The sequence below is a fragment of the Pedobacter psychrodurus genome (assembly GCF_004331735.1).
Taxonomy (GTDB): domain Bacteria; phylum Bacteroidota; class Bacteroidia; order Sphingobacteriales; family Sphingobacteriaceae; genus Pedobacter; species Pedobacter psychrodurus.
This window is the reverse complement of the sequence record NZ_SJSO01000025.1, coordinates 1-13,661: the sequence shown is the minus strand read 5'-3', so window position 1 is coordinate 13,661 and position 13,661 is coordinate 1. Positions and strand designations below refer to the sequence as shown.

Below are 13,661 nucleotides of genomic sequence, written 5' to 3'. Positions count from 1 at the left end.
CATATAAGGCATTGAAGAAAATATAAGCCTATATGGCACTTACATTTCTTACATGGTTAAATACCTTTTTGTTTATCTTCAACCCGAAATTAATTAAATGGATTTACCCAGCTACACCAAACAGCAACTCGCCTTACGCAATGGGCAGGACAAACCTCAAATATGGGTGGCTTATAAAGGTTTGATTTACGATATGACCGATAGCAGACTGTGGCGAAACGGTAAACATTATGAGCACTGGGCCGGACAGGATTTGACAGACGAACTGCCCGATGCACCCCACACCGAAGCTGTTTTTGAAAAATTTGTACCTATAGCTATACTGGCTACACCAAATTGATTTTTGTTAGGGTAGATTGTTCGGTGCAAAGATTTTACTCAATAATAAAGCCCCAGATTTATAAGAAACTAATCTTAAAATCTGAGGCTAAAGTTATATGCTATTAGACTGGCAACTGAAAATCGCCCATTGCTAACTGACTAAGCTTCTATCGTAAAAGCACTTAAGCTTACAAATTCTTGAATTCTTGCCGCAACTTCTTCATCGGTTAAATTTAATAACCTTTCCGTTCCAAATTTCTCTACACAGAAAGAAGCCAGTGCAGAGCCATAAATGATCGCGTTTTTCATGTTATTGAAGTTGATTGTGCCTACTTTAGCCAAATAACCGATAAAACCTCCTGCAAAAGTATCGCCAGCACCCGTTGGATCAAATACTTCTGCCAAAGGCAAAGCCGGAGCTGAGAAAATCTGATCTTCGTGGAATAACAATGCACCATGTTCACCTTTTTTAATGATCAAATATTTTGGGCCCATGGCAAGGATTTTCTTTGCTGCTTTAACCAGTGAGTATTCACCCGATAACTGACGCGCTTCTGCATCATTAATCGTTAATACATCTACCATTTTAATGGTTTCCAATAAATCATCCATCATAATATCCATCCAGAAGTTCATGGTGTCCATTACGATTAATTTCGGGCGGTTTTTAAGGCGTTTGATTACCGTTTGCTGCACCTGCGGGGTTAGGTTGCCTAACATTAGGAATTCGCAGTCTTGATAGCGCTCTGGGATAATCGGGTCGAAATTTTCCAATACATTCAATTCTGTAATTAAAGTATCGCGGCTATTCATGTCGTTATGGTATTTTCCTGACCAGAAAAATGATTTTTCACCTGCTTTAATCTGTAATCCTTCGGTATCAATACCGTGTGTGGTGAAGGTGTCGATGTCTGATTGATGAAAATCATCACCTACTACTGCTACAATTTTTGCTTTATTATAAAAGTAAGAAGCCGCTAAACTTGCGTAAGTTGCTGCTCCACCAACAATTTTATCCGTTTTTCCGAAAGGAGTTTCAATAGCATCAAAAGCTACAGTACCTATGATTATCAGGCTCATATCTATGTGTTAATTTTTTTTTAAAATTTTTCACTGCAAATATTGCATAAATAATTTAAAAGCCCTAATATTGCATTCCCAAAACGAACAAGGCTATGCGTGCTGCAAAGTACAGCGAACCTCGTTTTAGGAAACGACCAGTACTCCTTCTTAGCTCAGCTGGTTAGAGCATCTGACTGTTAATCAGAGGGTCGCTGGTTCGAGCCCAGCAGAGGGAGCCATAGAGGGCAAACAGAAGAAATTCTCGTTTGCCCTTTCTTTTTCCGTCCCTAATTGGCTGTTAATCAGGTATGTAATCTGAAACAAGAAGTACCACTTATTTTGATATTGTTGTGATCCTGTTGGGGTTCACAACAATATCGCTTGCATTATATAGAGAACAACGTTTTTCTCTAATGCTATTAACGCCCCTAATGAATGTTGGGGATTCCGGCAATTGCTCGCTGAAATACACAATAAATTAAGATAATAGAAAGCCAAAAGCTAGCAATAGTAAAGACTAAAAATTGCTACTTAATATTTCCATGAGCAGACGGAAGACCTGCGTCAATTATGGGTTTTAATACGATTACAGGTTTTTCATGAATCGCCTCAGGAATAAAATCCCCAATGCTGTTTAAAAACCCGTTTTTATACTCAACGGAATCATCTGTTGCATTATAACAATAATAAGAAAAAAGCACAGTCTTAGAGGCATATTCTTTAAAGTTAAAATTGTATGTTTTAATTTTTTTCAAAAAAGAAGTGTCTAAAGCAAATATTTTTTTTGTTTCTGGATTCAGTTTACTTGAGTAGTACAGCGTATCAATTTTTCCCTTTGAATCAAAAGAAAGTGCTATTGCAAAAAAGTGTGCAAAATTCTTTTTTGTATTTACATAGGCATTTCCTTTAGTACCTTTTACAACACACTGGCTTATAAACACAGGTAACTGAGGCGTTTTCTGACCAAATGCTACATTACTTAATAACGCAACAAAAATAAATAATATATATCTCATAATTAATCACAATATGTTCCCTGTTTGTCAGTTGCTAATTTATTTGTATGCCTTCTGTTCGTAACTGTTATTGCATCCCTTTGTGCCTGAGTTAGTTTTTTTGTATATAGATCTGTTTCTTCTAATCCTCCCCAGCTGAGTGCCCAAGCTTCCTGATCACTAATATTTGGAAAGGCAATTTTTAAAGCCCCGGTCATTAGTGTAAGATATTTATTGGCCATATCATCGTGTTGGGTTGAAATGTGAAATCTTCCATCAGGACCTTTTTCCATTTTGCTGAACAGATATGCGTGCAAAATCTCGTGGTAAATTGTACTCAAAATATACTCTTTTGAATAGCCAGGTAATTTATTCTGGTTTAATCGAATATTGAAATAAACTGACGTCGCAGTTTCTCTTCCTGCATCTCCAGAAACATTATCGGCTAAAGTTGTAACATCCTTAAACTTTAAATGTAAGCTTTCAAATTCACTAGGTCCACCGAAAGTTTCGTTCAGCATATTTCTAATAGTTGTCTGAGCATTTCTAGCTGTATTTAGCTGGGCTTTTAAACATGTGTTTGAGACACTGTCTACAATTTCTCTCAGCGGACATGATGTTATCCCAGTAGTTCCTCCAATGCAACCACAATCAGTCGCATAAGCTCCTCCAGCAACGACTCCTTGACAATCTACCGGCCCACCATAGTCAGGTTCCGGATAGTCACCCAAATCTCCACTACAACTCTGAAAAAGATATCTTGATGAGGTACCTGCTAAGTTTCCATCATAAGTATAATAAGTTGTAACCATATACCAGCTTGTGCAAGTAATGGCCATCAGTTTATCTTTGTTGCTTAGACGTGGTGCGTTTATAAAATTACTACTGGTCGTCTGTTTATAAACATCTCTCATACCAACATCAGTAGTAAGCCCTTTAAAATACTCTTTTTCGGGGCTGTAAGCTACCTGTACTCTATAGTTATTTTTTAGTTTGTCAATTAATAGCATATAACTCCCACCAAGAGCCCCTTTGCCTAAAACCATTTTTACAGGAACGCTTACTACGTCGCTTCCACTTTCAAGCTGGAATGTACTTGCGCTACTCCAGTCCAGCTCTTGTTTGATTTGTTGGCTCGTGCCTTTGCTCGATAGAAGTTGCGTACCGTTTAAATTGCTCTTAGAATACCAGTCCCTAGCATTCGAAATGGGGTCCTCTGTTTTTTGAGTTTTTTTGCAAGAATTAAAAATAGTAAAGAACCCAAGAAAAAGGCACAGACTAATAAGAAAGAGCTTAGGCGTTAATTTATGTATCATGTGAATTTAGTTTTATAAACCAATACATTATAATATCAATTTTCATAATAATGTATTGATTTATAAATGTATGCATTTCGGTTGTCAAAATAGCTAGCATCACTTTTGTTTACATAAATAGTCTAAAATACGTTGTATGTAGGTGGTTTTTCGTTACAGAAGCCTAAAATTAAGGCACTAATATCGTTGCTTTTAGTGCTCACAAATTTGTAATTAATGGCGATAAAAAGAAAAAATCTACGCGCATGCAGAATGAAAAATGCATAACTGAAGGCTGCGATCTAACATACGCCTTCTCCAAAATCGGCGGTAAAACGAAGTTGCACATTCTATGTAAACTCAAAGAGGGCAGGCTACTATTGGTGAAATAAAGAAATTGATAACAGGAGTTACAGAGCGGATGTTGATGTTACACTTGCGAGAGTTTGAAAAGGATGTGTTAGTGAACCGCATCGTTTATGCCGAAGTTCCGCCAAGAGTTGATTATGAATTGACTGTTGTAGCAAAAGAATTAATCCATATTTGGTCACAATTGAGCATTTGTGGGCATTTCGGCAAAAATGGCCGCCCGTTCCGGGTTTAAACTGTCACCCCATTCCGCTTTAAAGTGACCACCTGTTCCGGGGCAAACTGGCCGTTCTGATCTTTCGATCAGCTTTTTTTACGACTTGCTTTTGGGAATAATCTTTTAGTTTCTGCATAAAATAATCGCTCCTGGGAGCATATCAGCAATTCAGGGTGGACTACGGTCGCTTCGCTATTTTGAAGGGATTACAGCGTTTTTTAAGCGTTACAGTGCCTCCGGAATGGTTTTGGGTCTTTAGAAAGGTCTAAATTGAGGATAAATCGGGCAGGGAGACGGATTAAACCGAAAAGTGTTGAGGAAAATGGATTTGGATCCGAAGTGTATATTTGTTCAGAGGGAAAGGAACTAGATTCGCATCATCCGGTAACCAAATTGGTGGCCAGTTTGGCCCGGAACAGAGGGGTCACTTTCACTGAAATACACATTTACCATTGAATTCGAAGAGGCTATCCTTAAAATCAACGATTTTATGTTGTATTAGATATCCACCTAATGGTCTATTTGCATTACCTGTAACCGGATCTTCATTTATTCCGATTGCTGGGGCAAACATTCTCCCGTATGTTAATACGTCATTATCATCCGAGTCAAATGTGAACACAAAATAGCCATTGCAATTAATCTGTTTACTTAGGTCAATCAAACTATTGTAATTTGGGTTCAGATTGTTTAGCTTTTCTCTACTTTTTATACCAATCATAACTTTCGAATGACCTGTAGAAGCAATCTGAACCGGGCATCTTTCGTCAGTATCAGCATAATCAAGTCCAAGTGCTGATAATATTTGTTTGGTTGTTATGTTATCAAATTTAGGGCTAAGTTCAAATTTACCTTGGGGCATTATAATTTGGTAATCCTCATTTTTCTTAACGATCTCAAAAGGTAAAGTGCCAATCTTAGTTTTATATCTCAAAATACAAGCGTCTAAATTGTGTTCAATAGCTTTAGCGTACATGGCGGCAATTGTAGCGTGACCACAAATCGGAACTTCCGATGTTGGTGTAAAATACCTGATTAAGCCATCAGAGTCATTATCGTCAGGAGAAAAGAGAAAAGCCGTTTCAGAATTGTTTAATTCTTTGGCAATCTGTTGCATTTGAGCATCGGTCAACCCATCGGCATTTACAACTACGCCCGCTGGATTTCCACTAAATCTCTCTTTTGTGAAAGCATCTATTTGATATACTTTATATGTTTTCATAATTGTTAGGAGCTTTTCTCCGCTAATTAATTTTCTTTTTGCGTGCACCGCACCGATCAAATATATTCAATTTTACAAGCAAAATCTTGATGCTTTAATGGACATGACTGATGAAATCAAGCTTTATGACGATCTGTTGAAGAAAGCCTTGCTAAAAAAAACTTTGCTAAAAATTTGCGTAGTTAAATGGCTACGTTATATTTGTAGTCAAATAGCTACATAATGAATTTAAGAAGAGATGTATTTCAGGCCATTGCCGACCCTACAAGAAGGGCTATATTGCTTTTAGTTGCTTCACAATCAATGACGGCTGGTGCAATAGCCACCAATTTCGACACGGCTAGGCCAACTGTTTCAAAACACCTGCAAATCCTCACCGAGTGCGAATTATTAGAACAAAAGCAAAACGGCAGAGAAATCCACTACCACACGAACGCAAAAAAAATGAAAGAAATTGCAGATTTTATTGAGCCATTCCGCAAAATGTGGGACGACAGATTTAATAAACTGGAAGATATCATGAAAAACTATAAACCAAGCAAATAGACTAACATGGAGCAGAAAACAAAAATTGATGCCGAAAATGGCAAACAGGAAATGATCATTACCAGAGAATTTGATCTACCTGTAGCATTGCTTTTTAAGGCTTATGTTGAGCCTGAAATTATAGTACAATGGATGGGGACAAAAGTGCTGAAACTTGAAAACAAAAAGTATGGCAGTTACCAGTTCGAAACTGCTGATGCGAAAGGAAATGTAGCTTTTGTGGCCACCGGAGTGATACACGAGTTTGTTCCTGAAGAAAAAATTACGCGGACATTCGAAATGGAGCATACACCTTTTGGGGTTCAGCTCGAGTTTTTAACCTTCGAAAAACTAACCGATGATAGGAGTAAACTCACCATGCATGTGGTTTACAGATCGGTAGCGGTAAGGGATCAAATACTCGTCTTACCTTTTGCTCAAGGCATTAACATGGCGCACAACCGTTTAGAAGACATTTTAAAACAAATAAAATAATACATCATGACAAAGAGAAATAAAATTATCTATTGGATTGCCACCGTTTGGCTGTCGCTTGGCATGTTATCAACTGGAATTGTGCAGATTTTAAAAATGAAAGAGGAAGTGGCCTTATTTACCCACCTGGGTTATCCAACCTATTTCCTGACGATATTGGGGATTTGGAAAATTTTGGGTGTTATTGCTTTGCTAATTCCTAAATTTACGTTACTGAAAGAATGGGCTTATGCAGGTTTTTTCTTTGCCATGTCTGGTGCTGTTTTCTCACATTTGGCTGTTAGGGACAATAGTTTTTCGGCATATTTTGGACCAATGTTATTACTCGTGCTAACTGTACTGTCGTGGTATTTTAGGCCTGCGGATAGGAAAATTATTTCAGTTAATTTAAATAATTTAAACCATAAGGAAGGAACAGGGCAAAGGAACAAACAAATTCGACTGATATGAAAACGAATCCAAAAGTTGATTTTTATTTTAACAAAGCCAAAAAATGGCAGGAGGAGCTGGAGTTGTTGAGAACAATTGCTCAGGATTGTGGGCTAGATGAAGAATTAAAATGGGGAGTGCCCTGTTATACCTTGTACGATAGCAACATTGTTTTAATACATGATTTTAAAGAATACTGTGCATTTTTGTTTTTTAAGGGCGTTTTATTGAATGATGCCGCTGGGATCTTGATCCAACAAACGAAGAATGTACAATCGGCAAAACAGGTGCGCTTTATCAATGCCCTCGAAATAGTGGAATTAAAACCTATTCTGAAGACTTATATTTATGAAGCCATTGAGGTAGAAAAAGCTGGTTTAAAAGTAGATTTGAAGAAAACCGCAGAATATGCCATCCCGGTAGAGTTTCAAAGTAAGTTAGATCATATTCCCGCTTTAAAAACTGCATTCGAAGCATTAACGCCTGGCCGGCAAAGAGGGTATCTGCTTCATTTTACTGCACCCAAACAAGCTAAGACCCGTGAGGCAAGAGTTGAAAAATTTATGCCGCAAATTCTTAATGGAAAAGGATTGAATGACTAGTCGTTTCCCTATTTCGTGGTGTCAGATGTTATCATTTGAGATGTGTGTAAATTAACCATTGGTTTGTCATCCTTAGGGATAATTTATGTATAAAAATCAAAATAGATGACAGAGGTGTTTTTTGCGGTGATAGGCTGCGAAGAATCGTCATTGCGAGAAGGCTTTTTCAGCCGACGAAGCAATCTTACAACGATCGCTACTAGCGTGCGCATTAAGATTGCTTCGTTCCTCGCAATGACGACCTTTCTATAGGAATCTGTCAATAGTATCGTAGTCGAAGGATCTTTTAATGTAGTGTAAAGGCGCTGTGCTCCAGGTAGAAATTAGTGTTTTTCAAATTAGGAAATGAGCGGCTTGTGGTTCTTGGCATCTTTAGCCCCGCCATTCGCTAATCAGATGAAGAATCGGAACCGCTGCTGTCTGGTTTAGGAACAAGGGTTTGTGCACCTTGTAGCCCGAAAAATGAAATGCTGTTTTTGGCCACCTAGCCCCAGTTGAAGCGTTACCCTGCAGCAACGAGGTACGAGGAAGCGAAGCGTAAAAGCAGAAAACGGGAAGAAACTTAATAATTTTGTACAGGCCCTGCGCTCCAAACCTATTTAGTAAAAAAAGTGGTACTGATGGACAGGGTAAGCCTTATATTTGATTAGGATAGAATTATAGACGGCAAGATTTTTAACCAAAAATAAAACTGATGAGTAAAATAAATAACAATAAAAAAGAGTTATCGCCTGAACAGGCCAAAGAACTCCTCCATACTTTAAAAGTCCGTTTCGAGAAGAATATGAACCGCCATAAGGGACTGGAATGGACCAAGGTGCAGGCGAAGTTAGAAGCTAATGCCGAAAAACTATGGGTACTTGATGAAATGGAAGTAACCGGTGGAGAACCTGATGTTGTTGATTACGATAAAGAAACAGGCGAATACATTTTTTACGATTGTTCGGCAGAAAGCCCTAAAGGCCGAAGAAGTACTTGTTATGATTTGGAAGGACTAGAATCAAGAAAAGAGCATCAACCAGAAAATAATGCTATTGATATGGCTGCTTTGATGGGTGTAGAACTCTTAAAAGAAGAACAGTACCGCTTTTTGCAGCAACTCGGAAAGTTCGATACCAAAACATCGAGCTGGATTGTTACCCCTCCGGAAATTAGAAGATTGGGTGGCGCCCTTTTTGGTGATCGCCGTTACGATCATGTATTTGTTTACCACAATGGTGCACAATCGTATTACGCTGCAAGAGCATTTCGTGGTTTGTTAAGGGTGTAGGCAAGTAATTACAATAACTTTTGGTAGCAGAAGAAACGTAGCCCAGGTCGTTTAGCCAGGCTAATTTCACCACTAAACTGATAACCAATTTTCGGGAAAAGTGCTTGGGTGGCCATGTTTTCGCTATTGGTATCCACTCTTAAAATAGAAATACCCGAAGCTTTTGCTACCGCTTCCGCCTGGTTCATTAAAGCCTTGGCAACACCCATGCCCTGGCAGTCGGGGTCTACTGCTAAACGGTGTGTAACAATTGCTTTCTCGTTAATATCCCAACCTGCATCGGCATACTCGGGATCTTGATCGGTAGTAATGGCAGAAACACCAACGAGTTTGTCATCCAGCTCAGCCACCCACAACTGGCCGATAGCAATATCGTTGGCAAATACCTCAGGGTTCGGGTAGTCATCTCCCCACTGGAAATTTCCTACAGCACGCATTAATGGTACAACCTTGCTTATCAAGTGCATTATTTTGGGAATATCTGCTGTTAAGGCTAATCTAATTGTCATGGCTGCAAAGATAATAGATGTGTTCATGGGTTCAGTCATCGGTTCGTTAGTTCAATAGTTGTCATTGGTGTATTGGTTAGCATGGCACGCAAACTTGTTCAGTTGTTAATTGTTTAAATCGGTCAATCGACTCCAAACGCCCAGTTCCAAACGCATGGCTAGTTACCGAGATTCAGACTCCTGACTAAGGACTTCGGCTAATCCAAACTTCATCCAATCTTCATCTTTCATTTTCACCTTTGAGTTTTCTATTCTTCGTTATATTCCGGCCTGAAATATTGGTTGTTAAGGAATTGTTTTCCTATTGTATTGTTCTGATTTTCAAATTGTTAACATAGTGTTAAACTTAATTTATTGTTAATATTTAATTAACATTAAGGCTGTTGTTTTGCATCAAAATAAAACAACAGAAAATGAAATCACGCATACTATTCCTAGCGAGTGCCTTAATGCTCCTGGTCGCATTTGCTCAGGCACAGGTTACAACTTCTAGTATTAATGGAAAGATAAAAGATGCTAAGGGAACAATCCCGGGTGCAACCATCGTTATGGTGCATGTTCCAACGGGTACTGTATCTAAGGGTTTATCAAACGAGAACGGGCTTTATCGCATTGGCAACTTAAATCCAGGCGGGCCATACAAAATTACTGTAACTTTTGTAGGTTATAGCCCGGTAGTAAAAGAGCATATTTATTTAACCTTAGGTTCGGATGTAAGACTCGATCTTGATCTTCAGGAGCAAGGTAACCAATTGGCCGATGTAAGTGTTAAAGGCCAAAAAGGGGGGGCAAAATCGGGTGCAGGTACCAGTATTGGCGAAGGTCAGATTAAAACCCTGCCAACCATGAACCGCAGTTTGCAGGATGTAACCAGAGTTACTCCTCAAGGCAGTAAAGACAATACCTTTGGTGGAACGAACTTCAGATACAACAACGTGACTATTGATGGAGCCATTAATAATGATGCCATTGGTTTTAGTCCTTCATTAGGTGGCCAGAGTGGAAGCTCGGGTATGCCTGGCAGCAGTACACGGACCAATCCGGTTTCGCTTGATGCCATTCAGGATGTTACCGTTTTACTTTCTCCGTATGATGTTAAAGTGGGTAACTTTTTAGGTGGTAGCATTAACGCCGTTACCCGTGGTGGTACCAATGAGGTAGTGGGTTCGGTTTATGGCTATGGCCGTAATGCCTCTTTAATCGGTAGAAATAAAATCGGCGATAACAGCAAAGAGCCTTCCGCTTTTCACGATTACCAAACTGGTTTCCGTGTTGGTTTTCCGATTATAAAAAACAAATTGTTCTTCTTTACCAATGAGGAAATTACACGCCGTCAGGATCCGGTAATTTTAGGTGCAGGATCGTCAGACATGAAATTGCTTACCTTATCGGAGGCACAGCAGATCTCAGACCGCATGAAAAATGCTTACGGTATAGATGCCGGTTCATTCGGAAATTACAATATTTATTCGCAATCGAATAAGTTTTTTAACCGTTTAGACTGGAATATCAACGAAAATAACCAGTTAACGATCAGGAACAATACCATCATTTCGAAAGCCACAAACTTAGAAAGAGATCAGTCTAACTTCAGGTTTGGCGGCATTGACTTCAGACAGAACAATAATCAGAGTTCTACAGTGGCTGACCTGAAAACACGTTTTGGAAATTCGGCTACCAATAACTTAATTGTAGGTTATTCTACCGTTCATGATTATCGTGATCCGCTATCGAATCCAGCTTTACCGCAGATTGAAATTGCTTCGAACGGTGGAACATTGTTTTTAGGTACCGACCGTGAGGCCAGTATCTTTAACATGAAACAAAATACTTTTGAGTTTACCGATAACTATACCTTTAGCAAAGGCAACCATACCTTCACCTTTGGTACGCACAATGAATTTTACAACATCAATTATGGTTTCGTTAACTCATGGAACGGCCGCGTGGCCTATAGCAGTGTAGCAGACTTCCTGGCCAACCAGCCAAACAGGGTGCGTACCAGTTATAACTATGCTGATAATAGCCGTGATAATATTATTGCTAACCCAACAGCACAGTTTAATGTGAATATGTATAGCGTTTACGGTCAGGATGAAATTCGTATAGGCGACCGGTTAAAATTAACACCAGGTTTACGTTTCGATATGGCAAATCTGCCTGATATGCCTTCATTGAGTACAAAAACAACAAATTCTCCGGTTGATAAAAATTACGGAACAACTTATACCTATACCCAGCCATCATCTATTACAGGGAAATTCCTGAATAAAATTCAGATCTCACCACGAGTTGGCTTTAATTTCGATGTATTGGGCAACCAAAGTTTAATTATGCGTGGTGGTACAGGCTTATTTACCAGTCGTGTTCCTTTTGCATGGATTGGTTATGCATATTACAATAATGGTGTAAACTACGGTGCTTTTGATAAGTCGTATGTTTATACAAATGCAGACCCTACGAAAATAGTAACACCTGCAGCAGGTTCAGATCCAATCAAAGATGCCTTAACAGGTAGTGGCGAAGCAGGTTATGTAACTAAACAAGGAATTAATGTTAAAGATGCAAACGGCGCTACTCAGGTAGATTTAGTTGATAACAACTTTAAAATGCCAAAAGCATGGAGGAGTAATTTGGCCTTCGATTATAAAACAGACGATCAGTGGAAATTTACCATCGAGGGTATTTTTAGCCAGGTGATCAAAGACGTGCAGTTTCAGCAGATCAACTATGTTGATAACCCTACGTACATGGCTTATGATACCCAAAAACAACAGCCTATTTATTCAGGTACCAAAATCAACCCATTGTATACCAATGCTTACCTATTATCGAACACTGATAAAGGATATAAATATAGCTTAACCGCTCAGGTAAGTAAATCACTTCCTATTGGTTTAGATATGATGGTGGCATATACCTACGGAAGATCGAAAGATATTGCCAATGGTATCCGTAACTCAATGGAATCTAACTGGCAGTTAAACCAAGCCCTTAATCCAAATACCCCAGCATTGGCATATTCTAACTTCGATATCCGTAACAGGATTATTTCGACCATTAATTATAGATTAGATTGGGCTAAAAACGGTAAATACGTATCGAACTTTTCGTTATTCTTTAGCGGACAATCAGGTTCGCTATATTCTTTGGGTTTAGTTAATACCCGTATTAACGGAACCGGCCAAACCGTAAGTTTATTGTATATCCCGGCTGTAGGCGAAACACAGAAATTCTTTGCGAACAATGCAACAGGAATTGCACAGGCTGCAGCATTTGATGACTATATCAATAGCGACAAATACCTAAGCAAACGTCGTGGCGATTTTACCGAACGTAACGGTGCACGTACCCCTTGGAATGTTCAGGCCGATTTCCGTTTCTCTCAGGATATTCAAGTGGCAAAAGGAAAACACCCACATGTACTTACTTTAACTTACGATATTATTAACCTGACCAATTTGGTAAATAAAGATTGGGGAATTCAATATTTCTCTCCTAATACCTATAACTCAATGGCAAGCGTAGGTATAAAGGTTGCAACGGCAGGCACACCAACAACATATCCGGTGTACACCTTTGCACAAAAAGATGTAACCTCTTATTCGAAAGATTTCTTTGCCTCGCGTTACCAAATGCAATTGGGATTGAGATATAGTTTCTAATCTTTTTTAAATAATATAACGGTCTGACCTAAAATAAGGTTGGACCGTTTTTTGTTTATCTGCTAGCTCGCTCGTCATTTCGAGGGTTTCAGCTTTTTAGAAAAGCATTGGAGCGATGATGACAAGGTGTGAGGAATCGTCATTCCCAACTTGATTGGGAATCGTAATGCCATAAGCTTTAAGATTAGCTTCGCTGAGCTTCGTGGTTCCCGCCTACACCTATCGTGTGGACACATCTTTATTAGCGTTTTAAAGGCTTAATAGCTACTTCGTGGTCAGCATCTTTCCTGCTATTAACAAGCACTGATTCCTTAAAAACTATATTTTGAAGATAAATGTTGATTTTTTTTCGCTCTTTGCCGCTAGGGCATGGTACTTTGGAGCGTCAAAGTACCCAAAGCGCTTTGTCAATCTAGCAATGTGGCTTGTCACCGCCCCGCGCTCATCAAAAAAACAGCGGCACTTTGTTTTGTGTTGGTATTGCTAAGTGAAAGTTTTTACAAACTTCGAACACAAAACCACTGCGTTTCAGGCTTGGTAGTGCTATTTGTTCTTTTCTGCATCTGTTTTTTTGATTCTGCTGCCACTTGAGATTGACGGCGTTCTTCGGTAAAGCCTGTACTTTATTAAAGTTGGTCAGCAAAATGCCTAAAAAAATCAATAGTAAAAGATGTGTCCACACGAT

14 protein-coding genes and 1 tRNA gene are annotated in these 13,661 nt (G+C 39.0%); 9 read left to right on the top strand and 6 right to left on the bottom strand.

Features of this window, described 5'->3' with window-relative positions:
• The first annotated feature begins 97 nt into the window (after positions 1–97).
• Positions 98–340, top strand: a complete 243-nt coding sequence (locus EZ456_RS21520) for a cytochrome b5 domain-containing protein (RefSeq protein ID WP_108197542.1) — start codon at positions 98–100, stop codon at positions 338–340.
• 140 nt (positions 341–480) lie between these two features.
• Here EZ456_RS21520 and EZ456_RS21515 read toward each other — a convergent pair whose 3' ends face one another.
• Positions 481–1,401 (bottom strand): PfkB family carbohydrate kinase, encoded by a 921-nt coding sequence (locus EZ456_RS21515; RefSeq protein WP_131533731.1) that lies wholly within the window; start codon positions 1,399–1,401, stop codon positions 481–483.
• 144 nt (positions 1,402–1,545) lie between these two features.
• On the opposite strand from EZ456_RS21515, the gene EZ456_RS21510 reads away from it, so the two are divergent.
• A tRNA-Asn gene (locus tag EZ456_RS21510) sits at positions 1,546–1,622 on the top strand.
• Positions 1,623–1,910: 288 nt separating this feature from the next.
• Here the strand turns inward: EZ456_RS21510 and EZ456_RS21505 are convergent.
• A complete protein-coding gene (locus EZ456_RS21505) occupies positions 1,911–2,399 on the bottom strand; it encodes a hypothetical protein (protein WP_131533729.1) in 489 nt (162 codons plus the stop codon).
• A gap of 2 nt (positions 2,400–2,401) precedes the next feature.
• On the bottom strand, positions 2,402–3,694 hold the full coding sequence (locus tag EZ456_RS21500; protein WP_131533727.1) for a hypothetical protein: 1,293 nt from the start codon (positions 3,692–3,694) through the stop codon (positions 2,402–2,404).
• 400 nt (positions 3,695–4,094) lie between these two features.
• Between EZ456_RS21500 and EZ456_RS21495 the strand changes: the two genes are divergently transcribed.
• Complete coding sequence (locus tag EZ456_RS21495; protein WP_317130011.1) at positions 4,095–4,277, top strand: winged helix-turn-helix transcriptional regulator; 183 nt, start codon at positions 4,095–4,097, stop codon at positions 4,275–4,277.
• Between the two features lie 412 nt (positions 4,278–4,689).
• Here the strand turns inward: EZ456_RS21495 and EZ456_RS21490 are convergent, their stop codons facing one another.
• A complete protein-coding gene (locus EZ456_RS21490) occupies positions 4,690–5,481 on the bottom strand; it encodes a PhzF family phenazine biosynthesis isomerase (protein ID WP_131533725.1) in 792 nt (263 codons plus the stop codon).
• Positions 5,482–5,703: 222 nt separating this feature from the next.
• On the opposite strand from EZ456_RS21490, the gene EZ456_RS21485 reads away from it, so the two are divergent.
• The 5 genes from EZ456_RS21485 (at position 5,704) to EZ456_RS21465 (ending at position 8,802) form a co-directional block, all read left to right on the top strand.
• A complete protein-coding gene (locus tag EZ456_RS21485; RefSeq protein ID WP_057931288.1) occupies positions 5,704–6,027 on the top strand; it encodes an ArsR/SmtB family transcription factor in 324 nt (107 codons plus the stop codon).
• Between the two features lie 6 nt (positions 6,028–6,033).
• Complete coding sequence (locus EZ456_RS21480; protein WP_131533723.1) at positions 6,034–6,501, top strand: SRPBCC domain-containing protein; 468 nt, start codon at positions 6,034–6,036, stop codon at positions 6,499–6,501.
• Between the two features lie 6 nt (positions 6,502–6,507).
• Positions 6,508–6,951: a DoxX family protein gene (locus EZ456_RS21475; RefSeq protein WP_131533721.1), complete on the top strand. Its 444-nt coding sequence runs from the start codon at positions 6,508–6,510 to the stop codon at positions 6,949–6,951.
• Positions 6,948–7,532 carry a YdeI/OmpD-associated family protein gene (locus tag EZ456_RS21470; RefSeq protein WP_131533719.1) on the top strand — a complete coding sequence of 195 codons (585 nt, stop codon included), beginning with the start codon at positions 6,948–6,950 and terminating at the stop codon, positions 7,530–7,532. Before EZ456_RS21475 ends, EZ456_RS21470 begins: the two co-directional genes overlap by 4 nt.
• Positions 7,533–8,226: 694 nt before the next feature.
• Entirely contained in the window at positions 8,227–8,802 is a 576-nt protein-coding gene (locus EZ456_RS21465; RefSeq protein WP_131533718.1) for a DUF4256 domain-containing protein, read from the top strand.
• A gap of 8 nt (positions 8,803–8,810) precedes the next feature.
• On the opposite strand, the gene EZ456_RS21460 is transcribed toward EZ456_RS21465, so the two are convergent.
• On the bottom strand, positions 8,811–9,311 hold the full coding sequence (locus EZ456_RS21460) for a GNAT family N-acetyltransferase (RefSeq protein WP_131533717.1): 501 nt from the start codon (positions 9,309–9,311) through the stop codon (positions 8,811–8,813).
• A 413-nt stretch (positions 9,312–9,724) separates the two neighbouring features.
• Here EZ456_RS21460 and EZ456_RS21455 point away from each other — a divergent pair, with 413 nt between their 5' ends.
• The gene (locus EZ456_RS21455) at positions 9,725–12,976 is read left to right on the top strand and encodes a TonB-dependent receptor (protein WP_131533716.1); all 3,252 of its coding nucleotides are present in this window, start codon (positions 9,725–9,727) and stop codon (positions 12,974–12,976) included.
• Positions 12,977–13,421: 445 nt separating this feature from the next.
• Here EZ456_RS21455 and EZ456_RS25425 read toward each other — a convergent pair.
• On the bottom strand, positions 13,422–13,661 hold a 240-nt coding region (locus EZ456_RS25425), incomplete at its 5' end, for a hypothetical protein (protein WP_205945117.1).